Raw genomic sequence first — 22,370 nt, 5'->3', positions numbered from 1 at the left:
TTCGTCGGTGGTCGGTGGAGGCGGGACCGGTTCGAGCGGTCCAGCGCCTCGGGATGGGCACCGCTTGCCATGCCGCTTCGCGCCGGGCAAGCGCGGGCGGACGGGTTCATATGCCTTCGGCCATGTGGATGAACTGGTCGATATTGACGAACTGGTCCATGGCGCGGGCCGGTTCGGCGCAGCCGGCGGTGCCGACCACGCGGGCGGGCACGCCCACCACCGTGGTATGGGCCGGAACCGGGCGCAGGACCACGGAGCCTGCGGCAACGCGGGCATACTCGCCCACTTCGATGTTGCCCAGGATCTTGGCACCGGCACCGATCATGACGCCGCGGCGGATCTTGGGGTGGCGGTCGCTGCCCTGCTTTCCGGTGCCGCCGAGGGTGACGGCATGTAGGATCGAGACGTCGTCCTCGATGACGGCGGTGGAGCCGACGACGACCCCGGTGGCGTGATCGAGGAAGATGCCACGCCCGATGCGGGCGGCCGGATGAATGTCGGTCTGAAAGACCTCGGACGAGCGGCTCTGCAGGTAGAGCGCGAGGTCGCGGCGCCCGCTGGTCCAGTACCAGTGCGCGAGACGATGGGCCTGGATGGCGTGGAAGCCCTTGAAGTACAGGACGGGTTCGATGGCCCGCGCCGCCGCGGGGTCGCGATCCAGCACGGCCCCGATATCGGCGCGGAAGCTGTCACCGATGCGTGGATCGGCGGCGATGGCCTCGTGGAAGCCATGCGCCACGAGTTCCGCCGGCAGCGAGGGATGGCCGAGACGCGCGGCGACGCGGTGGGACACGGCGGCTTCGAGCGTCGCCTGGTTGAGGATGGTCGCCACGATGAACGAGGCGAGTTGAGGCTCCTCGCGAACCACGGCTTCGGCCTCGCCGCGCAGGCGCGACCAGACCGGATCGACGGTCCCGGCGATGGATTCGTGTCCGATCGCGGGATTCGAGAGTGGGCTGGCGGACATGGACTCCTCCGCAATGCGGAATCTGAGGCGAACGGCGCGGCCCGGACGGCTGGATCCCCTCGTCCAGGCGCGGACGGCCTTGCCGGGAACCGATACGGGAGAACGCTCTCCCCCGAGGTCAAGGGCGGACGGAGCACTCCGTTCCCTCGGGCTCTCCCCATAGCGTGGGGAAAGGCATCCCCGGTATCAAGGGGTTCTCGCCCGTACCGATGGCCGGTCAGGCACTGCGCCGGTAATCCGCCGATCCGAAACGCGCGTCGATCACGGCGGCGAGCCGGTCGATCATCTCTTCCAAGGCGACGTCGGATGTGTCCACCACCGCCGGGGCACGGGCATAGAGCGGCTCGCGGCTGAGTAGCACGGCGCGCAGCTCCTGCATGGCCGAGGCATGATCCCCCGTGGTGGCGAGTTTTCCCTGGTCGCGCACGCGCTGCATGTGCTCCTCGGGCTTGGCCCGAAGCCAGACCGTGAAGAAGGCCTGGAGGAGGAGGTCGTATGTCAGGGGCTCGGCGACGATGCCTCCGCTCGTGGCGAGAATCATCGGGCCGGGATGTTCGGTCAGCCGCCGCAGGGCGGCCTGTTCGAGGCGGCGATACCCCTCCTGGCCATAGATCGCGAAGATCTCCTTCACGGACAGCGCATTCTCGCGCTCGATCTCGGCGTTGAGCTCGATGAAAGTCCAGCCCAGGCGTTCGGCTACCCGGCGGCCGAGGGTCGATTTCCCCGCTCCGCGCAGGCCGACCAGGGCCACCCGCGGCATCGGGGTCTCGCCGTTGGCCGTGGCGTGGCCGGACAGGATGCCCTTCGCCAGCGTGATCTGTTCCGCCGATGCGGTCGCGAGGAGATCGCGGATCACGTGCCAGTCCGGCGGGGTGTCCTGCACGGTGATCATGTCGTCGAGCCGCACGCCCATCGCATCCGCCACTCGGCGCAGCAGGATGATCGAGACGTTGCCCTGCCCGCTCTCGAGCTGGGCGATGTAGCGCTCCGACAGCCCCGAGGTCTGGGAGAGGAGTTTTCGTGAAAGGCCACGCACCGTCCGCGCGTGCCTGACACGCCGACCGAGTTCGGCCAGGAAAATCGATTCTTGTTCAGCCGCGCCGGCCATGCCGTCGTCCGTCTTCCGTGTTCGCGTCCCGGACCTGACCGTCCCGGAGGCTGATGACCTCACCATATCCCGCCACGCGATCCTCACTCGGCACGAAGTTCGTGCTGGCGAGATCGATTGCAGCGGGCTCCCGAGCGCCGGTCGCGGTCCTTTGTTCCATGGTCGTTCGACCAAGATCAGGCTCGCGACTACGCTTCACTATCGTCGGCGTTGGGCTTGATGTCCAAGACTTGCACTTCACGCTTCACGTTGGAAGCCCGATCTTGCAAGACCGTGGTCTCTGAATGCCGCACTGCACCATGTGATGTGGGCTTGCGTCATACGCAAGCGAAACATGTGTTGGCTTTGCCGCAATCAGCGTGGCCGAGGGAGCTTTTGCGTGGCGTGGTTTCGAAAAACGATATTCGCTTGTCTGGGTCTGAGACACACAGCCGGTTCGGGTGGGGAGGATCGACCGGCCCGGTGAGGCGATGCGTCGGGTGCAGAGGACCCTTGGGAACCCTACTGGCTCGGCGGAAGAGCCGAGGCTTCCATGATCGTACCGGGTGTCGGCGCCTTCTTGGCCACGATCGGCCGGCCGACCGAGGCGAGGACGATGGCCGAGGGACGACGCGGCGGCAGCGGCACTTCCACTTTCTCCGTCACGGAGAATTCGGCGGCGGCCGTAACGGCGGCGGGCTGCGGCATTGCCGGATTGACCGACAGGGCGGCCAAAGCCGTGGCCTGGGGGGGCATGGCCGGCGCATGGGCGGGGCCGATCTCCGCCACGGCGGGCGCGAGGCCGGACAAGGCGGCCGGGCGGCGCGGCGGCAGCGGGACTTCCACCAGCTCGGTCGGCACAGGCGGTGTGGTCAGGCTCGGAGCATAGGCCAGGGCCGTTCCGGCAGCGGTGACGTTCGCATCGGGCTGCGCCTTGCGCTGCGTGCCGAAGCCACGGGTGAACACGTCGCTGAAGGCCGCGCTCGATTGCGGCGAGGCGGCCGTGGTGTCCTCGAGGCCGGCGACCAGGGTGCCCTGGCGCTTGCCGGCGTAGTAATAGCCCCGGTTGTAATACGTATAGGCTTGGTGGGTGTTGCCCTTGGCGGTGCGATAGGCGCCGGCGAGATAGGCAATGCCATAGCGGAGATTGATCTTCGGATCGTAGAGACCCGCCGCATCCCCGCGATATCCCATGCCGCGTGCGGTCGCATGCTTGATCTGCATCAGGCCGAGGGCGCTGCCGCCCTTCGCATTGGGATTGTAGTTGCTTTCCCGCTTGACGACCTGGTGGACGAAGCTCGCCGGGACGCCGTTTGCCTTTGCCTGCTCCTCGATCAGCGCATCGATGTTGTCGCGGGCCGGGGTTCCCTGGCCGAGAACGGGACCCGGCAGGACGGCCGCAACCACGGCGAGGAGCAGAAGGCGCTGATTCATTCGGAAACCCGGTGGCGTCGTTCTTGATCTGACGCTCAGGGTCGAGGCCAATTGAGGCCGGAAGGCGGCTCCACTGCCATGATTGCGGGGAAGCGGAGCCGTTTCTCCGCGTGCTGTGGCGCACATGGCACAGGCGCGGAACGCGAGCCCGCGCATCGGTCCGAAAGATTCGCGAACGATGCCAAGGAGCTGGGCTGTACGGGACGAGGATCGGCGGAGTTTGCCCGTCAACGCGTCAAGAGAAATTCATCCACCGCATTTGCGAACCCGTCGTCGTCATTTCCTGACGTGACCGCCGACGCGGCCCGTTTCACGGCCTCCGTCGCATTGCCCATGGCCACCGAGAACCCGCTGCGCGCGAACATCGCCATGTCGTTGGCGGCGTCGCCCAGGGTCGCGATCCGCGCGCGGGGAATCCCGAGGCGACGGGCGATCTCGTCGACGAACGTCCCCTTGCCCCGCCCGTACGGCGTCACGTCGAGATAATAGGCCTGCGAGCGATGGACGTCGGCGCCGTGTCCCAGCGCCTCGGCGACCCGGTTCTCACATGCGGCCAGATGATCGGTATCGGCACTGACGCCGACGATCTTCGATGCGCCCACGAGGAGGGGGCCGAGATCCTCGACACGGGTGGGCTCGGCTTGGAGGGTCCGGCGTTCGAGATCGGTGTAGGGCCCATGGGGGTCGCGCAGGTTCCACTGCCCCCGCGCGAAAACCCAGATATCGAGACCGAACCCGTCGAGGAGCCGCACGGCCTGCCGGGCCGTCTCTTCCGGGATGAGATGTTCGGCGAGGATGTGCCCATCCGGGGCGAGCAGGGTGCTGCCGTTGAAGGCGCCGATCGGATGACGCAGGCCGAGGTCGGCGATCAGCGAGGTGAGCCCCATCGGCGGCCGGGCGGACGCGATGGTGAAGCCGATACCGGCCGCGTCGAGCCGCCGGACCGCATCCCGGCTGCGCTGTGTCAGGCTCTTGTCGGAGGTGACGAGGGTTCCGTCCACGTCGGAGATCACGAAGGCGATCGTCCGGTCGCCGGAGGGAGGGTCCGCCATCATGCTGTGTCCTGTCTGACGGGATCGTCGGGCTGCAAACCCGATCGGTCCAGGATCGTTGCCACGATGGCCTCCGCGCTGCCGACGATCGGCACCGCCAGCGCCCCCTCCTCCGGACGCGGCGGTTCGAGCGTGGCGAATTGGCTGTCGAGGAGGGCGGCCGGCATGAAGTGGCCGGTCCGGCAGGCGATGCGGGCCGCGATCAGGTCGCGGTCGCCGTCGAGATAGACGATGCGGATGCCCGCCCGCCCCTGGACGAGCGCATCGCGATAGGCCCGCTTCAGGGCCGAGCAGGCGAGAACGCCCGGCTCGCCGGTCTCGAGGCGGGTGCCGATCCAGGCCGCCATCGCCGCCAGCCAGGGGGCGCGGTCGGCATCGTCGAGGGCGTGGCCGTCCCGCATCCTGGCCACGTGTTCCGGGCTGTGGAAAGCGTCGCCATCGACGAAATCCCACCCGAGGCGCTCGGCCAGCAAGCCGGCGACCGTGCTCTTGCCCGAGCCCGAGACGCCCATCACGATGATGATTCGGGGCAGCCCCGTCTCCGGTTCCGCGCTCAAGGCCCGGTCGCCGTGGCGGTGCCGATCCGGGGTCCGGTCACCCGCTCCCCCAGGCGCTGTGGACCGAGCGCCATGGCGAAGAAATCGTACTCGCCGCGACGATCGTTGGCGAAGAGAAACTGGAAATGCATCCGGAACGGCCGCCATCGCACCTTGAGGTAGGTCTCCGGGTCGATGATCTCACGGAACTTGGCCGAGCGCACCAGCGGGTTGCGCGGGGGGCGGCCGCCGAGGTCGAGGGGGAGGCGCTCCACCGGATCGAAATCGGGAAAGTTCATCCAGTCCTGGGGAGCATAATAATCGACCCAGACGATCCGCTCCGAAACGACAAGGCTCGCGATGTCCGATTGCACCCGGCGCGCCTCCTTCTGCAATGCTACGATGGGCAGGCCCGAGCCGAGGGTCAGCAAGGAGAAGGCCGTCGTTCCCGTGCCGATCACCGGATCGGCGGCGAGCACGCGGGCGGCGACTTCCACCGCCGTGAGCGCGCCGGTCGAATGGCCGAGGATGAGCACTTCGTCGAGTTCGGTGCCCTCTGTCCGGAATGCCGCGAGGCGGTCCACCACCAGGGCGGCGAAGGCGTCGACGCGGGTTTCGTAGTCGCGCCGCCAGCCTTGGCCGTGCTGCCAGTTGAAGACCCAGTCGTTGAGCAATTGCCAGAAGAACGCGCGTTCCAGCAGCACATCGAGGGACTTGATCCAGACGAGGCCGGCCACGAGGCCCAGCGGCACCGTCACCCAGGCCGGCCATTGCATGCTGTGCCCGAACCCGTCGCCCAGATGAGCATGGATCTGATGCGCGATCAGGCCGCTCACGAGGGTGAGGAGGAGGATGAGGCCGAGCGGGTAGAGGATGACGTTGCCGTATTTCCAGTTCAGCCGGTAGAACTTGACCGCCATGCCCGAGACGATGGCCTGGAGGCTGCCGGCGAACAGCAAGAGGACGCTGACGATGCGCCAGCGGGCGAAGTCCTTGAGCACGATGTCGTCCCAGAGCAGGACGTCGTAGCTCGTCTCCGCTCCGCCGACCTCCGGTTCGGCGGCCACGGTCCAGCGCTGGGAAAGCCCGTCCGCTCCCATGACCGCGCGTCCGGGGCGGCGCTTGGGCTCACCGAACCTCTTGGCATGGAGCGTCAGCTCCCGCACGAACAGCATGCGGTAGCGGGTGCGCCCTTCCGGATCGTAGCCCGGCACATAGAAGACGTGCCGGCGCCGCACCGGGCCTCGTGCGCCGTCATCGTGGGTCCGTGCGGCGCGCGCTCCGGGAGGGCGGTCGGGGATCGTGTCAGACAAAGGCATCCTGCTCGGCTGTCCTCGCAGGTGCCCCCTGCTCGTAAGTCGGGAAATTCGCATGCCGATCCGCCCAGCGTCGAGCGATTTCGGCAGCAAGACGAGGCGGATGCGGCCAATTAGCCCCGTACGTCGTCCGTTGCGGAGCCACGACGGCAAGTCCAGAAGGCCGGCATGTGGGTATCGGGGACGATCCGTTGCACGCGTCCCGACGGGACGGCACTGTGTCCAACCCGCCACGGACAGTGACAAGGCTTTGGTTTAGGCAGCGGATGAGAGAAACCGACAGGCGAAACTGCATGCGCACTCTGCCTATCGTCCTTATCACCACGCTTTCGGTGTCGGGATGCGGCGCCTTCCTGCCCGCCGCCGGTCCGTCGACCTCGGCCGTCGTCGACGGCGCGGATCAGGCGACGAGCGAGGGGACCTTCGCCCGCTACGAACTCATCGACATGAACTCCGCCGTGGTCGAGGCCCTGCGCGGGCGCTCCCTCGATAGCCTGTTCGCATCCTTCGGCGATCGTCGCGCTCCGGCCGAATCCGTGATCGGCGTCGGCGACGCCGTCTCCGTTTCGGTGTTCGAAGCCGGTTCGGGCGGCCTGTTCTCCGGCCCGCTCACGGTCAATTCGTTCTCCGCCGGCTCGAAGGCGGCACAGCTGCCCGAGCAGATCGTCTCGCGCGACGGCGCAATCTCGGTGCCCTATGCCGGCCGGATCCAGGTGGCCGGACGGCGGACGCAGGACGTCCAGTCACTGATCGAGACCGAGCTCGCCGGCAAGGCCATCCAGCCTCAGGTGATCGTCACCGTGACCCGGCCGGTCTCGCAATCGGTGACGGTCGGTGGTGAATCCATCGGCGGCGCCCGCGTCCCGCTCGGCACCCAGGGCGATCGCATCCTCGACGTCATCGCCACCGCGGGCGGGGTCAAGACGCCCGTCAACGAGACCTTCGTGCGCCTGTCGCGGGGCGGCACGACGGCGACGGTGCCACTGACCACCGTGGTGTCGAACCCCAAGGAAAACATCTACCTGCGCCCCAACGACAACCTCACCCTGGTGCGCGATCCCCAGACCTTCCTGGCGGTGGGCGCGCTGGGGCAGGCGACCGAAATCCCGTTCCAGGCCGAGGGCATCACCCTGGCGCAGGCGCTGGCCAAGGCGCGCGGTCAGCGCGACGCCGATGCCGATCCGACCGGGACCTTCATCTTCCGCTTCGAGCCGGCGGCGGTGGTCCGTCGCCTGAAGCCGGGAAGTCCCCTCCTCGGAACGCCGCTGGTCCCCGTGGTCTACCGGGTCGACATGCGCGATCCGAACAGCCTGTTCCTCACCCAGGCCTTCCGCATGCGCAACCGTGACATGATCTACGTCTCGAATGCGCCGTTCACCGAGATCAAGAAGGTCCTGTCCGTCTTCGCCGCCGCGTCTCAGCCGATCACGACCGGCGTCCGCGTGGGCAGCGCGTTTGACTGAAGCCGTCCCGATCCTCACGGATCGGGATAGGCCCTTCGATGGAGCCGCCGGGTCGGGCCGAAGGGCCGGGGGACTTGCGTTCTCGCTGGCCTTGCCGCACGGCATCCGCGATGCCACGAGGGCCTGGGGTCACTCGCGGGGCTCGCTTGTCTTTCAGTGGGCCGGACGGGCGTTGGGGCGGGGCGACATGAGGATGAGACGGGTGGCCCGCTTCTTCGGGCCGGCGAGCGGGGGCGTTCGGAGGTCCCTGCCGGGGCGGACGGGCGGCGCGCCGAGCAAGCTCGCTTCCGGGTTCCTGATCGTCTTCTCCGTCGTTTCCTCCGCCCGAGCCGATGTCACGGTCGGCGTGGCGGTGCCGCAATCGGGCGCGTATGTCGCCGTCGGCGAGCAGGTCCTTCGCGGGGTCCGCGCCGCCGTGCGGGACGCCAACGCCAAGGGCGGCCTCGCCGGCCAGACCATCCAGCTCGATGTCCAGGACGATGCCTGCGATTCCAACAAGGCCGTGGGAGTCGCCAAGCACTATGCCGCGAGCGATGTGCGCCTCGTCGTGGGCCATGTCTGTTCCAACGCCTCGCTGGCGGCCTCGGAAGTCTATGCCGCCAACGGCATGACCATGGTCACCGCGGCGTCCGTCGCCGCCAAGCTCACCGATCGCGGCCTGCAGAACGTGTTCCGGGTCTGCGGGCGCGACGACGATCAGGCCAAGCTCTCGGCCACGGTGCTGGCCGAGCGCTTCCGCGACAAGAAGATCGCCATCCTCAACGACCAGAGCCCCGGCTCCCGGGCGCTCGCCGCCGCCACCAAGGACAATCTCAACCGGATCGGCATCAACGAAGCCCTGGCGACCGCCTTCGTCGCCAGCGACGCGGACGATGCGGCCCTCGCCGACCGGCTGAAGGAGGCGGGGATCGCGGTGGCCTATTATGGCGGGGACGCCCAGGAGATGGGCCGCCTCGTGCGGATCTCGGCCGAGCGGGGCTTCCGGCCGCAATGGTTCGGCACCTCCGCCATCGCCACGCAGGATTTCGCCACCGCGGCGGGACCGGCCAGCAACGGCGTGCTGATGACCTTCTACCTCGATCCGCGCCGCAAGCCGGAGGCGGCCGCCGTGGTCCAGGCGCTCAAGGCGCAGGGCGGCGACGTGGAGGGCTCGACGATCTATGGCTACGCCGCTCTCCAGGCCCTGGTGGAGGCGGGGAACTTCGCCCGCAGCACGGATGCGCGCCGCATCGCCTCCGCCCTGCACACGGAGCGGTTCGACCTCGTCCTCGGTTCGGTCGGCTTCGACGGCAAGGGCGACGTCACCGCACAGGGCTACGTGCTCTATGTCTGGAAGGACGGGACCTTCACCTACGCGCCTCCTCCCTGACGGAAACCGGCCAGCGAAGCGGAAACGACGGCGCCCGAAGGAATATCGGATCGATTTGCCTCCTGCCCCGTTCGTGAACGGATCGGGATACGGGGGAAGCGAGTTTTTGAAGCGAGTTGTCATGGCCTCACACCCAGCGCGCCGCAGCCTGCTCGCCGCCGGATTGGGCGGTGCCGCCGCCCTGTCGATGGGGGCGGCCAGAGCCGAGACGATGCCCGAGACGCGCTGGCGGCTGGCCTCCCACTACCCGAAATCCCTCGATGTCCTGTTCGGTGCGCCGGAGACGCTCGCGCGTCTCGTGGCCGAGGCGACGGATGGTCGTTTCCAGATCCAGGTGCTTCCGCCGGGCGAGCCGGTGCCGGCCGAGGGCGTGATCGACGCGGTGTCGGCCGCGACGGTGGAGATGGGGCATGCGCCGGCCACCCTCGGCAGCGGCAAGGACCCGACCTTCGCTCTCGCCTCCGCCCTTCCCTTCGGCCTCAATGCCCGCGGCCAGAATGCATGGTGGCTCCAGGGCGGCGCGGCCGACCTGTTCGCGGAGGTCTTCGCCAAGCACGGTCTCGTGAGCCTTCCCGGCGGCAATACCGGTGCCCAGATGGGCGGCTGGTTCCGCCGCGAGGTGAAGAGCGCCGCCGACCTCCAGGGCATGAAGATCCGCATCGCGGGTCTCGGTGGTCAGGTTCTGGCGAAGTTCGGCGCGGTGCCCCAGACGACGCCCGGGCCGGAGATCTATGCCGGCCTCGAATCGAAGGCCCTCGATGCGGCAGAATGGATCGGCCCCTACGACGACGAGAAGCTCGGATTGCAGAAGGTGGCGCCGACCTACCATTACCCCGGCTTCTGGGAGGGTAGCGCGATGCTGCATTTCTGGATCGGCGCCGAGGCGTGGAAGGCCCTGCCGAAGGCCTATCGCGCGATCCTACAGGCCGCAGCCGCGCAGGCCCATGCCGAGGTCCTGGCGAAATACGATGCGCGCAACCCCCGCGCCCTGCGCCGTCTGGTGGCCGCCGGTGCACAGCTGCGGCCCTTCCCCCAGGACGTCATGGAGACGGCCCTGAAGCATTCCAACGATGTCCATGCCGAGATCTCGGCCAAGAACGCCGATTTCAAGCGCATCTACGAGGCGATGAAGACGTTCCGGAACGAGGAGTACCTCTGGTTCCAGGTGGCGGAGTACACCTACGACAATTTCATGATCCGAGCGCGCGCTCGGGGATGAGCACTGCGTGGCCGACGGGTGATGAAGGGCTGCGGACAGAAAAAAGGCCGCTCCGAAGAGCGGCCCGAAGTCTAGGGAGGAAACGCCCAAGAAGGGCAGCAGGACCGCGACGCCATCGCGTTCCCGCAATGCACAATCTGATCGTCCCGCACGGAATTGCAAGGTCGTTCGTGCAACGGCGCCATGCGTTTTCGTGTGACGCCGCACTTCCTAATTCTTATGTGTCGAAAATGTCGCGGGGCAAGGTCAGATCAGTCTTTCCTCACCCCGCCGCCTCCGGAGGCAATGACCGCGATGGGAGACGCCCCATCTGCATTGCCCGCGCGATCGCGAATTCTAGTGCAGCCGTCTCCCTGACGGCCAGCTTGCGAGATTGATAATTCCTGATTCCCGCCTGGCGGGGGCATAAACTTCGACGGTGGCGGGGCGGTCTCACACGATGGCGATACAGGCGAAGCGGGTTCGAGAACTGAACGACTTCGAACCGGATGAAGACGGATCCTACGTCCTCTATCTGCTGCAGCAGGCGAACCGGGCCCATTTCAACCCGGCGCTCGAACTGGCCATCGAGGAGGCCAACCGGCTCGGCCTTCCCGTCGTCGTCTGCTTCGGACTTCTCGACGGGGCCAACGGGTTTCCCGAAGCCAATGCGCGCCACTACGCCTTCCTGCTGCAGGGACTCGCCGACGCGAAGGCAGGGCTGGAGGCGCGCGGCATCCATTTCGTGATGCGCAAGGCCTCGCCGGCCGAGATCGCCATCGACCTCTCGGCCAAGGCGGCCCTCCTCGTCCTCGACCGGGGCTACCTCGCCATCCAGAAGCGCTGGTACGGGGAGATCGTGGAGGCGGTGAAGACCCGCGTCGTCCAGGTGGAGGGAGACGTGGTGGTTCCGGTGGAGGCCGCCTCCCCGAAGCACGAATACGCGGCCCGTACCCTTCGTCCCAAGATCCTGAAGCTCCTCGACGAGTATGTGGAGGAGCTCAAACCCCGTGCCGTGAAGCACAAGGCCGGGCGCGGCCTGCCGAAGAGCGAGATCGACGTCTCGGACTCCGAGGACGTGCTGGCGGGGATGAGCCTCGACCGCGAGGTCGCCCCGGTGACGCGCTTCACCGGTGGCGAGACGGAAGCGCGCCGGCGCCTCAAGGCCTATCTCGCCGGGCCGTTCCGCTCTTATGGCAGCGACCGCAACCGGCCCGAAGCGGGGGCCGCCTCGCATATGAGCCCCTACCTGCATTTCGGGCAGATCTCGCCGGTGGAGATCGCCCTGGCGGTACGGGCCTCGAAGGCGGGGGCGTCGGAGGACAAGGCCTCCTATCTCGAGGAACTGGTGGTGCGGCGGGAGCTCGCCATGAACCATGTCAACTACACGGAGCGCTACGACAGTTTCGAGCACGCGGTGCCGGATTGGGCGCGCAAGGCCCTGGCCGAACACGCCGATGACGAGCGGCCCACGCTCTACACCGAGGCCGAGCTCGCCGAGGGCAAGACCCACGACGAATACTGGAACGCCGCCCAGGCCGAGATGCGGGTGACCGGCTACATGCACAACCACCTGCGCATGTACTGGGGCAAGAAGATCCTCGAATGGTCCCCGAGTGCGGAGGAAGGGTTCCAGCGCACCCTGCGCCTCAACAACCGCTACTTCCTCGACGGGCGCGACGCCAATTCCTTCACCAATGTCGCCTGGGTCTACGGCCTGCACGACCGTCCCTGGGCGCGCCGTCCGATCTTCGGGACGGTGCGCTACCAGAGCGAGAACTCGCTCCGGAAGTTCGACGCCAAAGCCTATCTCAAGACCGTCCGCGAACTCTGCCAAGCCGAGGAGAAGGCGGGAAAGACATCGGGCAAGAAGAGCTGAGGGCGGTATGCGCCTTGCGTCGCGGGCCTTGCTTGGCGAGTGTCCTCAAGTTTTGAGTTCGTACCGGCACAAGCGCCCTACACGCTCATAGTCCTTCCCGCCCTTCCGGAGCGCCGTCGATGAGCCCGGAATCCAGAACCGCCGGTGGAGCAGAATGACGATCGACCTCTGGTTCTGGAATCCGGGCTCTGCCGCGCAGCCCCGGAAAGACGGGGTCGGTTCACGGACGTGTCGCCCATCCGACGATCGATCGCCCGCTGAGGCCGGCGATCATGCTTGACCCCGATCCCGCCTCCCCTCCGCCGCGCAGGCGACTGGACCGCTGGCGCGGCGCGGCCTCCGATGCGGCGCCCCTGTGGCGGCAGCGCCTGCTGTTCCTGTTCGGGGGCCTCTGCGTCGGGCTCGCCGCCGTGGCGATGGCCAAGCTCGCGGATTGGGCGCACGAGGCGTTCCGCTGGATCGTCTCGCCCTCCCCCCTCGTCGCCCTGGTTCTGACGCCGCTCGGCTTCGCCATCGCGATCCTGCTCGCCATCCGGGTATTTCCGAATTCGCAAGGCTCGGGGATCCCCCAGGTGATCGCCGCGCGCCATACGGAGGATCCGGCGATCCGCAACGCCCTGGTCTCCCTGAAGACCGCGTTCGGCAAGATCCTGGTCATGACCCTCGGCCTCGTCTGCGGCGCCTCGACGGGGCGCGAGGGGCCGACGGTCCAGGTGGGGGCCGCGATCATGGCGGCTGTCGGCCGGCTCGACGCGGAGCGCCTGCCGGGTGTCATCCTCGCCGGTGGCGCGGCGGGAGTCGCCGCCGCCTTCAACACGCCCATCGCCGGCATCGTCTTCGGCATCGAGGAACTGAGCCGGACCTACGAGGCGCGCACCAGCGGCCTCATCGTCGCCACCGTCATCGCGGCCGGACTGACCGCGCTGGCGATCCAGGGCGACTACACCTATTTCGGCACCACCAAGGCCGCCCTGCCCTTCGGGCCGGGATGGCTCGCCGTTGCGATCCTCGGCGTGGTCGGGGGTATCGCGGGCGGCCTGTTCGGCCGCGTCACCCTCCTCTTCGCCAGGGGACTGCCCGGCCGGATCGGCGCCGCCATCCGCCGCCACCCCATCGTCTTCGGTGCCCTCTGCGGGCTCGGCGTCGCCCTCTGCGGCCTCGCCTCCGGCGGCACGGTCTACGGCACCGGCTACGAGGAGGCCCGCGCCATGCTCCACGGCACCGATACCGGGCATCCGGCCTATGCTCCGCTGAAATTCCTCGCGACGGTGTTCTCCTCCATCAGCGGCATACCCGGCGGCCTGTTCGCCCCCTCCCTCAGCGTCGGGGCGGGGATGGGCGTCTGGCTGCATGGCCTGTTCGCGGACGTGCCCATCGGCGCCCTCGTGCTCATCGGCATGACCGCCTACCTCACCGGTACCCTGCAGGCGCCGATCACCGCCTTCGTCATCGTCACCGAGATGACCCAGGACCATGCGATGATGATCCCACTCATGGTCACCGCCCTCATCGCCGATGCGGTCTCCAAGCTGATCTGCCGCGAAGGGCTCTATCACGCGCTGGCCGCCACCATCCTGGAGAAGGCCGAATCCAGTGCCGCGCCCGTCATCGCGACGCCGCACAAGCTTGAGCGGAACGCTTGACCCGACAGGAGGGTTATCGGTCGTTCCGCACGCTGGAGTTTTGCGCGTATGACCCTTCTCAAATGGGCCCTCATCTGTTTCGTCATCTCGCTCCTGGCGGGCGGCCTCGGCTTCACCGGCATCGCCTCGGGCGCGCGCTCCCTGTCGCGCATCCTGTTCGGTGTGTTCCTGGTGATCGCCATCGTGATCGTGGTGCTCGCCCTGGCTGTCGGTCAGGCGGTCTTCTAAACGGTCATCCGATCGGTAGCCGGGCCTGCGGGAGTTCGTGACGTCCATGGCGAACGCCGCATCCATCCCCGGCAAGATCTGTCTCGTGACCGGCGCCACCTCGGGCATCGGCTACGAGACGGCCCTGGGCCTGGCACGGGCGGGGGCCCGTGTGGGGATCGTCGGCCGGGATGCCGGCCGCACCGACGCGGCGGCGTCCCGCATCCGCGACGCGGTGCGGGCGGCCGTCATCGACGTGTTCCTCGCCGACCTGTCCTCACAGGGGGAAATCCGGCGTCTCGCCGCAGAGGTGCGGGCGCTCTACCCGCGCCTCGACGTGCTGTTGAACAATGCCGGCGCCATCTTCGATGCCCGGCACGTGACAGTCGATGGCCTGGAGCGGACCTGGGCGCTCGACCATCTCGCCTACATGCAACTGACCCTGGACCTCCTCGACCTGATGAAGGCGAGCGCGCCGGCCCGCATCGTCAACGTCGCCTCGATGGCGCATAAACGCGGCCGGATCGATCTCGAGGACATCGACGGGGCGCGCCGCTACGGCGCGCTGAAGGCCTATTCCCAGGCCAAGCTCGGCAACGTGCTGTTCACCGCCGCCCTCGCCCGTCGCCTCGCCGGCACGGGTGTCACCGTGAATTCGCTCCATCCCGGCGTGATCGCCAGCGGGTTCGCCGGCGGCACCGGAGGATGGTTCGGCGTCAGTTGGTCGCTGATCCGGCCCTTCCTCGGCAACCCGGCCGATGGGGCGGCGACCTCCCTGCATCTGGCGACCTCGCCGGAGGTGGCGGGCGTCAGCGGCCTGTACTTTTCGAAATGCCGTCCCGTCCCGACTTCTCGCCACGGACGCGATCAGGCGCTTCAGGAACGGGTCTGGGCGTTGAGCCTGCGGCAGCTCGGACGGGCGGAATAGGGCGACGGCCGCCCGCCGGTGGGATCGCCTGATGTCGGCCCCTTCTGAATCCGTTTCTATATCAAAAAATGCACTGTCTATGTTATTCGTCGCGTCGATTGAGAGGCGAGGATGGCATGAACGTATCTGTTGGCGACCGGTGGGAAGGGTTCATCTCCCGCATCGTGCAGGATGGCCGCTATGGCTCGGCGAGCGAGGTGGTTCGCGAAGGCCTTCGCCTCGTCGAAGAGCGCGAGGCGAAACTCCAGGCCCTGCGTCGGACCTTGAGCGAGGCCGTTGAGGCAGGTGGCGACGCGAGCGAGGATGAGATCGATGCCGCGCTCGCGGCAAAGAGCGCGGAACTCAAGGCTCTGGGCTATGGGGAGTGAGCAAGGTTCGGTTCCTCGCCTTCGCGGGAACAAACCTCGTCGATATCCTCGTCCACGTCACGGAAAGGAGTGGCAGCCTCGCCACCGCGCAGGGATTCGTTGCGCGACTTCGCCGGCAATGCCATCGATTGGCGACGCTCCCGGGGCGGCTCGGTCGGGCACGTCCGGAATTGCACAGCAACCTCCGCAGCTTTCCTTGCGAAAATTACGTGATCTTCTTCCGCTATGATGCCGGAACGGTGGAAATCGTCGCGATCCTGCATTCCAGCCGGGATCCCGGTCCTCACCTCACCGATCATCCTACCAGCGAATGATCGGTGAGGTCGAGGTTCATGCGAGAGAGGCTGTCTCGGACGAGGCCGGCACGAACGCGCCGGACAGGGCCTTCTCGATCAGCGCCTGCGTCTCCGCCACGCCGTAGAGCGCGATGAACGAGCCGAAGCGCGGTCCGCGTGCCTCGCCGAACAGCACGTTGTAGATGGTGGTGAACCAAGCCTGCGACACGCCGGGCCGTCCGTCCGGGCTCTTGGCCTTGCCGGAGAGGTCGGGGAAGTGCCGCCGCCCGACCTCGTAGACCACGGCCTGCAGCCCCTCCGGATCGGTGGAGCCCTTGTGGGCGTCCAGCGTCCGCGACAGGTCGGCCAGCGCCGCCCTCTCCTCCTCCGTCGCCGTCCGGTAGGTCTTGGCCGGACGCACCAGATCGCGGAAATAGGCGAGCGCATGGCCCACGAGCTTGTCGAGGACCGGATGGGTCCGCGGCCCGATCTCCGGGTCGTAGCGGCGGATGAAGCCCCACAGCACCGCCGGATCCTCGGTATTGGCCACCGCCGCGAGGTTGAGGAGCATGGCGAAGTTCAACGAGCCGCCCTTGCCCACGGCTTCTGCCGCCGGCGGATGGCCCGCATGCAGGTGCCAGACCGGGTTGCCGAGCTGCTGCGCCGGCTCCTGGCCGGGGAACTTCTCGAGGAAGTTCAGGTAATCGTCGACCTGACGCGGGATCATCTCCACGAACAGGCGCTTGGCCTCGCGCGGCTTGTTGTACATGAACAGGGCGAGACTGTCGGCGGTGCCGTAGACGAGCCAATCATCGATGGACAGGCCGTTGCCCTTCGACTTCGAGATCTTCTTGCCCTCCTTGTCGAGGAAGAGCTCGTAGTTGAATCCCTCCGGCGGTTCGCCGCCCAGCGCGCGGGCGATCTCGCCCGACAGCTTCACCGAATCGATCAGGTCCTTGCCGGCCATCTCGTAATCGACGCCGAGCGCCACCCAGCGCATGGCCCAATCGGGCTTCCATTGCAGCTTGGCGTGGCCGCCGGTGACCGGGGTCTCGTAGGCGGTGCCGGTCTTCGGATCGCGCCAGACCAGGGTGCCGGCGGAGACCCGCACCTCGTCGATGGAAACCTGCATCACCTCCCCGGTCTCCGGGTGCAGCGGCAGGAACGGCGAGTAGCTCGCCGAACGCTCGGCCCGGAGCGACGGCAGCATGATCGCCATCACGGCCTCGTAGCGGTCGAGCACCGTGAGCAGGGCCGTGTCGAACAGGCCGGCCTTGTAGCATTCCGTGGCAGAGCGGAACTCGTAATCGAACCCGAACGCGTCGAGGAAGCGGCGCAGCTCGGCATTGTTGTGGGCGCCGAAGCTGTCATGCGTGCCGAACGGATCGGGCACGCGGGTGAGCGGCTGGTTCAGCGCCGGGATCAGGATCTCCTTGTTCGGCACGTTGTCCGGCACCTTGCGCAGGCCGTCCATGTCGTCCGAGAAGGCGATGAGGCGGGTCGGCACGCTGTCGTTGGTGAGCACGCGGAAGGCGTGGCGCACCATGGAGGTGCGTGCCACCTCGCCGAACGTGCCGATATGCGGCAGGCCCGACGGCCCGTATCCGGTCTCGAACAGCACTTCCGATTTCGGCTTGCGCTCCAGCCGCGCCACGAGCTTGCGCGCCTCCTCGAACGGCCATGCGGCCGCGCTGGCGGCGGCTTCCACAAGGGCGGGGTCGAGGGTGAGGGGAGACGAAGCAGGCGGGGGGGACATGGGAACAGCGTCAGTTCTGTGAGGAGAAACAGGAAGGCCGCAACCGGCCGGATGCGGCCCGGCACCCTAGGGAGCGGGCCAGGGAGGGTCAACGCGGAGGGGCGAGGCAAGGCGAGGCGGGAGCGGACTTCGCGTGAAACCCGGCTTTAATCCTCGGCGCCTTATGCAAGCGGGCATCCCTGACCCTGGCGACGATCGAGACGGGCGGGAGCCGTGCCGCGGCCCGATCCCGGCATATGCAGCGGAAAGGCGACCCCGATGGCATCCGTTTCCTTCACCCTCGACGACGACTACGATTCCGCCAAGACCATCCGCCTGGATCGCAACCCCCTCGCCTCCTATGCCGGGCCGGCCAGCAGCCACGCCTTCGGCCCCGACGGTCAGGGCCACTTCATCCTGAACGACACCGGCGCCCTCGACGATGGCGGCGCGACCTTCACCGATGCCGCGCGGCCCGTCCCGGGGGGCTACGCCGCCCTTACGAGCGACCGTTACGCGGTCTTCCTCGACCTGTCCGACAACACGGCATCGCTGAGCCTGACCGGTGGCACGTTCGGGGATGTGCTCCGGGGCGGAAGCGGCGACGACACCCTCCGCGGCGGCGGCGGCAACGACGTGTTCGAGGGCGGCGAGGGCGACAACGTCATCAAGGGTGGCACTGGCTCCGATACGGTGAGCTACGAGCACGCCCAATACAGCATCGAGGTGTATCTGGAGGATTCCCGGGCCTACACCGTTCCCACCGGCGACGAGGATACTCTGTCGAGCATCGCGAACGTACGCGGCACCCGCTTCGGCGATGTGCTCACGGGAGACGGCCGCGCCAATCGTATCGAGGGCGGCGCTGGGAAGGACGTCATCGGCGGTGGCGGCGGCGGCGATGCCGTCGACGGTGGCGCCGGGGATGACAGCATCGATGGCGGCGGCGGCGACGATCTCATCGAAGGCGGCGCGGGCGCGGACGCGATCCGCGGCGGCGGCGGGATCGACACCGCGAGCTACGAGCATTCCTCGTCCGGGGTCACGATCGATCTCTTCCGCAACTATCAGGTCAGCGGCGGCGATGCGAACGAGGACACGCTCTACGACATCGCCAACGTGACGGGCAGCCTCTACGGCGACCGGCTCGCGGGCGACGGCAAGGACAACACCCTCGACGGCAATGGCGGCGCCGACAGGCTCTATGGCAACAACGGCAACGACCGCCTGATCGTCTCGTCCACGCCCGTCGAGGTCGACGGTGGCGCGGGACGGGACGTCCTGATCGTGGAGGTGAACCCGTATCTCGAGACGATCCATCTCAGCGACGAGACCTTCTCGGGCTTCGAGAAGGTGGCCGTTCGCAGCGACGGGTCCATCGACATGAGGGATGTCACTCTCGGAACGTCGATCATCTCGCAGAGCGTCGCGGGCGATCACGACAAGATCGTCGGCACCGCCGGGGACGATCGCATCAGGGCGGGAAGCGGTGGCGACCGGATCGACGCCTGGAGCGGCGACAACACCGTCCTCGGTGGTGTGGGTAAGGACCAGTTCATCTTCCGGTCGGACAAGGGCCGCACTGAAATCCACGAGTTCGAGCTCGGCAGGGACAAGCTGAACGTGGTGCCGCTGACGACGAATTTCGACGATGTCGTGATCACGTCGGTCCACGGCGGAGACGACACCCTCGTCACCTTCGCGAACTACACCGGCATCGACCACCGCATCATCCTGCACGACGTCGCCGCTTCGGCGCTCGGCGAAGCGGATTTCATCATCTGAGCGGGTTCGCGAGTCGGCGGGTTCCGTGTCGGGAGCCCCGATGCGCTCTCAGTCGCCCGTCCCGGCGATCAGGATGTCCAGGCGCATATGCGTGATCGCGCCGATCTCGTCGAGGGCGGTGGCCTCCTCCTCGGCCCGCTCCCGTCGAAGCCGAGCCTCGAACACCGCGAGGATCTCGGCCCGGCTGCGGCCTCGCACGGCGATGATGAAGGGGAAACCGAACCTCTCCCGGTAGGCGGCGTTCAGGCGGTCGAAGGCCGCCGCATCCTCGGGCGGGAGGTGGTCGAGGCCGGCGCTGCCCTGCTCGCTCGCAGAGTCGGCCGTCATCGCCCGCGCCCGTGCCTCGGGGCCGGCGAGTTCCGGGTGGCCGTTGAGGAAGGCGAGGCGCTGCGCCTCCGGCGCATGGCGCACCGCGTCCATCATCGCGGCGTGCAACTCGGCCACGCTGGCGAAGGGGCGGGCCGGCGCCACCGCCTCGGCGACCCAGGCCGCGTGTTCGAACACCCCGCCGAGCAGGGCGACGAAGGCGTCCCGGTCGAGACGGTGGATGGCGGCCAGATCCGACAAAGGCTTCAACTCCAGCGATAATCCGTACGACGACCGGGCGTGCACGGGCATCGGCGCGGGATCATGCTCCCTGGCATCGACCATGGCGAACCCCGCCACCTCTTGTCCACGGCGATCTCCGCATCGCCCACGGGGGCAGCCCTTTCGAGACGCGGCCGTGGCGGTTCAGGCCGGCTCGGGCGCGGCGCCGGTGGTGCCCCGGCGCTCGCCGGCCGGGGTGGCGGGCGGGACGAAGGCGAGGATCAGCACGATCGTCGCGAGCTGGAAGGCCGCGATCAGCCACAGGCCGGCGGAGGCCGAGCCGGTATTCTCGCGCAGATAGCCCATCACCGCCGGAGCGCCGAAGCCCGCGAGGTTGGCCATCGAGTTGATCAGGGCGAAGCCGGCCGCGGCGGCGGAGCCCGCCAGGAACCGCCCGGGAATCTGCCAGAAGACGGGGATCGCGCTCATCGTGCCGACGATCGCCACGGCGAGCGCCAGCATCGCCAGAGCCGGGCTGGCCGGGACGAGGAACCCGACGAGGGCGATGGCCAGCGCCCCGATCATCGCCGGTATGCCGCAATGCAGGCGCACCTCTCCGGTTCGATCGGAATGACGCCCGTTGAGCACCATCCCGATACCGCCGAACAGGAAGGCCGCCGACATGATCCAGCCGATGGTGAGAGGGTCGGTATAACCGGCATCATGCACCACGCTCGGCCCGAAGAAGATCAGCGCCGAGTACCCCGTGACGAGGCAGAAGTAGATCGCGATGCACTGCCAGACCCGGACATTCTTCAGGGAGGCGAGGATGCGGTGTTCCCGTGGGCCGAGGGCCTCGGCGTCGCGTGCGAGGTCGGCTTCGATCAGCGCCCGCTGCTCAGGCGTCAGCCAGTCGGCCTTGGCGGGGCGGTCGGTGAGAACGTTGCCGAGGAAGAAGATGGTGACGAGCCCTGCGAGGATCGACGGGATACCCTCCAGCAGGAACACCCATTGCCAGCCGTCCCAGCCATTCACGCCGTCCAGGCCGGTGAGGATCGCACCGGCCAGCGGCCCGCCGATCACCCCGGCGATCGCCGCGGCCGACATGAAGAGGCCGAGCACCCTCGCGCGCCGTGCGCTTGGATACCAGTAGGTGAGGTACAGGACCACACCGGGGAAGAAACCGGCCTCGAACACCCCCAGCAGGAAGCGCAGCACGTAGAAGAAGGCCGGCGTGGTGACGAACATCATCGCCACGCAGCATGCGCCCCAGAGGAGCGTGATCCGCGCGATGGTCTTGCGGGCGCCGACATGTTCCAGAAGCAGGTTGCTCGGCACCTCGCACAGGAAGTAGCCGATGAAGAAGATGCCCGCCCCGATACCGTAGACCGTCTCACTGAACTTGAGATCGGACAGCATCTGCAGCTTGGCGAAGCCGATATTGACCCGGTCGATCCAGGACAGGATCCAGAGCATCATCAGGAACGGCAGCAGGCGCCAGGTAATCCGGTGGTAGGCCGCGTCGAGCGCCGGGTTCTGGCCGACCGGTGACGCACGATGAGCTGGATGTGACCGGATCGCCATGGATCGCCCCGAAGCTGGTCGCGTCATCGGCGTCGATGAAACTCTCACTGAAGCGCCAAGACGAGATGAACCCTCCTCTTATGCAATCCGATTCCTGATCGGGCCGTAAATCTCGGCCCGTTTCCGGCGGCGGTCAGCTCCCGCGATAGGTCGTGCAATTGCCGGGCGTGCACAGCATCGGCACGTGGTAATGCTGCTTGGGGTCGAAGACCGCGAACCGCACCACCGGGTTGTCCACGAAGATGTCCGCCTCGCTTAACCCGGGCCGGCTCTTGAGGTAGCCGTCGATGAAGAATTCGAGCTGGTACTGGCCGATCTTCGCCTCGGCCGCCGGCAGGATCGGTGAGTCGGTGCGCCCGTCGGCATTGGTGACGACACTCTTCACGAGGCGCCAGCGCCCCTCCTCCATCACCGAGAAGTCGATGCGCACGCCGGGCGCGGGGCGCCCGCGCTCCGAGTCGAGGATATGTGTCGTGATGCCGGCCATCGGGTCTCTCGGATCGTGTCGTGGGTAAGCGGTTGCGGACGGTCGGGGCTCTCAGCTGCCGCGATAATACGAGTAGCCCCAGGGCGTGAACAGGATCGGCAGGTGGTAGCGCTGGCTCGCGTCGCGGATGTGGAAGCGGATCGGCACGAGGCCGAGGAAGTTCGGGCTCGGCAGCGCCACGCCGATCCGGGCGAAGTATTCCTCCACATGCATCAGCAACTCGTAGCGCCCGGTCTTCAGGGCGTCGTCGATGAGGAGCGGCTCGGGCGAGCGGCCGTTGGCTCCCGTCGTGATCGTCTTGAGCGGCCGGTAGGTGTCGCCATCGCGCACGGAGAGGTCGCAGACCATGCCCGCGCCCGGTGTGCCGTGGAAATTGTCGATGGCGTGCATGGTGAGGCGTGGGCCGAGGCCCGATTGCATCGTCGGGCCGGTGGTCAGGGCGCCCGGCTGTGCAGGAGCCGGGGCGGGCGCGCCCTGGGCCAGCACCGTGCCGGTGGCGGCGACCGTGCCGCCGAGACCGAGTCCGGCG

The 22,370-nt window shown here is 67.7% G+C and carries 21 protein-coding genes; 10 read left to right on the top strand and 11 right to left on the bottom strand.

Annotated elements, in window-relative coordinates; translation table 11 throughout:
• Positions 1 to 106 precede the first annotated feature (106 nt).
• The 6 genes from cysE to FV220_RS14295 all read right to left on the bottom strand — a co-directional run bounded on the left by cysE (position 107) and on the right by FV220_RS14295 (position 6,314).
• Positions 107 to 967 carry a serine O-acetyltransferase gene (gene cysE, locus FV220_RS14320; protein ID WP_018044046.1) on the bottom strand — a complete coding sequence of 287 codons (861 nt, stop codon included), beginning with the start codon at positions 965 to 967 and terminating at the stop codon, positions 107 to 109.
• A gap of 217 nt (positions 968 to 1,184) precedes the next feature.
• Entirely contained in the window at positions 1,185 to 2,141 is a 957-nt protein-coding gene (locus FV220_RS14315; protein ID WP_081612664.1) for a helix-turn-helix transcriptional regulator, read from the bottom strand.
• Positions 2,142 to 2,576: 435 nt separating this feature from the next.
• Entirely contained in the window at positions 2,577 to 3,488 is a 912-nt protein-coding gene (locus FV220_RS14310) for a transglycosylase SLT domain-containing protein (RefSeq protein ID WP_147832133.1), read from the bottom strand.
• A gap of 227 nt (positions 3,489 to 3,715) precedes the next feature.
• The gene (locus FV220_RS14305; protein WP_147832146.1) at positions 3,716 to 4,540 is read right to left on the bottom strand and encodes a Cof-type HAD-IIB family hydrolase; all 825 of its coding nucleotides are present in this window, start codon (positions 4,538 to 4,540) and stop codon (positions 3,716 to 3,718) included.
• Positions 4,540 to 5,052, bottom strand: coding sequence for a gluconokinase (locus FV220_RS14300; protein WP_147832144.1), 513 nt, complete (start codon positions 5,050 to 5,052; stop codon positions 4,540 to 4,542). The genes FV220_RS14305 and FV220_RS14300 overlap by 1 nt, the downstream gene beginning before the upstream one ends.
• Before the next feature lie 41 nt (positions 5,053 to 5,093).
• Complete coding sequence (locus FV220_RS14295; RefSeq protein ID WP_147832142.1) at positions 5,094 to 6,314, bottom strand: alpha/beta hydrolase; 1,221 nt, start codon at positions 6,312 to 6,314, stop codon at positions 5,094 to 5,096.
• A gap of 371 nt (positions 6,315 to 6,685) precedes the next feature.
• Here FV220_RS14295 and FV220_RS14290 point away from each other — a divergent pair, with 371 nt between their 5' ends.
• The 9 genes from FV220_RS14290 to FV220_RS14250 all read left to right on the top strand — a co-directional run bounded on the left by FV220_RS14290 (position 6,686) and on the right by FV220_RS14250 (position 15,761).
• Positions 6,686 to 7,855 (top strand): polysaccharide biosynthesis/export family protein, encoded by a 1,170-nt coding sequence (locus FV220_RS14290; RefSeq protein WP_056142397.1) that lies wholly within the window; start codon positions 6,686 to 6,688, stop codon positions 7,853 to 7,855.
• 202 nt (positions 7,856 to 8,057) lie between these two features.
• Positions 8,058 to 9,224, top strand: coding sequence for a branched-chain amino acid ABC transporter substrate-binding protein (locus FV220_RS14285; RefSeq protein ID WP_238253713.1), 1,167 nt, complete (start codon positions 8,058 to 8,060; stop codon positions 9,222 to 9,224).
• Positions 9,225 to 9,345: 121 nt separating this feature from the next.
• Positions 9,346 to 10,443 carry a TRAP transporter substrate-binding protein DctP gene (gene dctP, locus FV220_RS14280; RefSeq protein ID WP_147832131.1) on the top strand — a complete coding sequence of 366 codons (1,098 nt, stop codon included), beginning with the start codon at positions 9,346 to 9,348 and terminating at the stop codon, positions 10,441 to 10,443.
• Positions 10,444 to 10,882: 439 nt separating this feature from the next.
• The gene (locus tag FV220_RS14275; RefSeq protein ID WP_147832129.1) at positions 10,883 to 12,301 is read left to right on the top strand and encodes a deoxyribodipyrimidine photo-lyase; all 1,419 of its coding nucleotides are present in this window, start codon (positions 10,883 to 10,885) and stop codon (positions 12,299 to 12,301) included.
• A 272-nt stretch (positions 12,302 to 12,573) separates the two neighbouring features.
• On the top strand, positions 12,574 to 13,944 hold the full coding sequence (locus tag FV220_RS14270) for a chloride channel protein (RefSeq protein ID WP_147832127.1): 1,371 nt from the start codon (positions 12,574 to 12,576) through the stop codon (positions 13,942 to 13,944).
• 48 nt (positions 13,945 to 13,992) lie between these two features.
• Positions 13,993 to 14,172, top strand: coding sequence for a DUF1328 domain-containing protein (locus FV220_RS14265; RefSeq protein WP_018044058.1), 180 nt, complete (start codon positions 13,993 to 13,995; stop codon positions 14,170 to 14,172).
• Positions 14,173 to 14,218: 46 nt separating this feature from the next.
• Positions 14,219 to 15,079, top strand: coding sequence for an SDR family oxidoreductase (locus FV220_RS14260; RefSeq protein ID WP_147832125.1), 861 nt, complete (start codon positions 14,219 to 14,221; stop codon positions 15,077 to 15,079).
• Between the two features lie 116 nt (positions 15,080 to 15,195).
• Positions 15,196 to 15,447: a type II toxin-antitoxin system ParD family antitoxin gene (locus FV220_RS14255; RefSeq protein WP_056163567.1), complete on the top strand. Its 252-nt coding sequence runs from the start codon at positions 15,196 to 15,198 to the stop codon at positions 15,445 to 15,447.
• On the top strand, positions 15,444 to 15,761 hold the full coding sequence (locus FV220_RS14250; RefSeq protein ID WP_147832123.1) for a type II toxin-antitoxin system RelE/ParE family toxin: 318 nt from the start codon (positions 15,444 to 15,446) through the stop codon (positions 15,759 to 15,761). The genes FV220_RS14255 and FV220_RS14250 overlap by 4 nt, the downstream gene beginning before the upstream one ends.
• 16 nt (positions 15,762 to 15,777) lie before the next feature.
• Here FV220_RS14250 and FV220_RS14245 read toward each other — a convergent pair whose 3' ends face one another.
• Positions 15,778 to 17,478, bottom strand: a complete 1,701-nt coding sequence (locus tag FV220_RS14245; RefSeq protein WP_147832121.1) for a lysine--tRNA ligase — start codon at positions 17,476 to 17,478, stop codon at positions 15,778 to 15,780.
• A gap of 258 nt (positions 17,479 to 17,736) precedes the next feature.
• On the opposite strand from FV220_RS14245, the gene FV220_RS14240 reads away from it, so the two are divergent.
• Complete coding sequence (locus tag FV220_RS14240; RefSeq protein ID WP_147832120.1) at positions 17,737 to 19,242, top strand: calcium-binding protein; 1,506 nt, start codon at positions 17,737 to 17,739, stop codon at positions 19,240 to 19,242.
• A 48-nt stretch (positions 19,243 to 19,290) separates the two neighbouring features.
• On the opposite strand, the gene uraD is transcribed toward FV220_RS14240, so the two are convergent.
• The 4 genes from uraD to uraH (FV220_RS14220) form a co-directional block, all read right to left on the bottom strand.
• Positions 19,291 to 19,809, bottom strand: a complete 519-nt coding sequence (gene uraD / locus FV220_RS14235; RefSeq protein ID WP_147832138.1) for a 2-oxo-4-hydroxy-4-carboxy-5-ureidoimidazoline decarboxylase — start codon at positions 19,807 to 19,809, stop codon at positions 19,291 to 19,293.
• A 165-nt stretch (positions 19,810 to 19,974) separates the two neighbouring features.
• A complete protein-coding gene (locus tag FV220_RS14230) occupies positions 19,975 to 21,354 on the bottom strand; it encodes an MFS transporter (protein WP_147832118.1) in 1,380 nt (459 codons plus the stop codon).
• 133 nt (positions 21,355 to 21,487) lie between these two features.
• Entirely contained in the window at positions 21,488 to 21,841 is a 354-nt protein-coding gene (gene uraH / locus FV220_RS14225; RefSeq protein WP_147832116.1) for a hydroxyisourate hydrolase, read from the bottom strand.
• 51 nt (positions 21,842 to 21,892) lie between these two features.
• A partial coding sequence (uraH, locus tag FV220_RS14220; RefSeq protein WP_147832114.1) for a hydroxyisourate hydrolase occupies positions 21,893 to 22,370 on the bottom strand: 478 nt, incomplete at its 5' end.

The organism is Methylobacterium sp. WL19, from assembly GCF_008040005.1.
GTDB lineage: Bacteria > Pseudomonadota > Alphaproteobacteria > Rhizobiales > Beijerinckiaceae > Methylobacterium > Methylobacterium bullatum.
This window is presented reverse-complemented; position numbering and strand designations above follow the sequence as displayed.

Bases quoted from the DNA above. Each gene is read 5' to 3' on its own strand.
- cysE (WP_018044046.1), bottom strand. From the start codon at position 967: ATGTCCGCCAGCCCACTCTCGAATCCCGCGATCGGACACGAATCCATC.
- FV220_RS14315 (WP_081612664.1), bottom strand. From the start codon at position 2,141: ATGGTGAGGTCATCAGCCTCCGGGACGGTCAGGTCCGGGACGCGAACA.
- FV220_RS14310 (WP_147832133.1), bottom strand. From the start codon at position 3,488: ATGAATCAGCGCCTTCTGCTCCTCGCCGTGGTTGCGGCCGTCCTGCCG.
- FV220_RS14305 (WP_147832146.1), bottom strand. From the start codon at position 4,540: ATGGCGGACCCTCCCTCCGGCGACCGGACGATCGCCTTCGTGATCTCC.
- FV220_RS14300 (WP_147832144.1), bottom strand. From the start codon at position 5,052: ATGGGCGTCTCGGGCTCGGGCAAGAGCACGGTCGCCGGCTTGCTGGCC.
- FV220_RS14290 (WP_056142397.1), top strand. From the start codon at position 6,686: ATGCGCACTCTGCCTATCGTCCTTATCACCACGCTTTCGGTGTCGGGA.
- dctP (WP_147832131.1), top strand. From the start codon at position 9,346: ATGGCCTCACACCCAGCGCGCCGCAGCCTGCTCGCCGCCGGATTGGGC.
- FV220_RS14275 (WP_147832129.1), top strand. From the start codon at position 10,883: ATGGCGATACAGGCGAAGCGGGTTCGAGAACTGAACGACTTCGAACCG.
- FV220_RS14270 (WP_147832127.1), top strand. From the start codon at position 12,574: ATGCTTGACCCCGATCCCGCCTCCCCTCCGCCGCGCAGGCGACTGGAC.
- FV220_RS14265 (WP_018044058.1), top strand. From the start codon at position 13,993: ATGACCCTTCTCAAATGGGCCCTCATCTGTTTCGTCATCTCGCTCCTG.
- FV220_RS14260 (WP_147832125.1), top strand. From the start codon at position 14,219: ATGGCGAACGCCGCATCCATCCCCGGCAAGATCTGTCTCGTGACCGGC.
- FV220_RS14255 (WP_056163567.1), top strand. From the start codon at position 15,196: ATGAACGTATCTGTTGGCGACCGGTGGGAAGGGTTCATCTCCCGCATC.
- FV220_RS14245 (WP_147832121.1), bottom strand. From the start codon at position 17,478: ATGTCCCCCCCGCCTGCTTCGTCTCCCCTCACCCTCGACCCCGCCCTT.
- FV220_RS14240 (WP_147832120.1), top strand. From the start codon at position 17,737: ATGGCATCCGTTTCCTTCACCCTCGACGACGACTACGATTCCGCCAAG.
- FV220_RS14230 (WP_147832118.1), bottom strand. From the start codon at position 21,354: ATGGCGATCCGGTCACATCCAGCTCATCGTGCGTCACCGGTCGGCCAG.
- uraH (WP_147832116.1), bottom strand. From the start codon at position 21,841: ATGGCCGGCATCACGACACATATCCTCGACTCGGAGCGCGGGCGCCCC.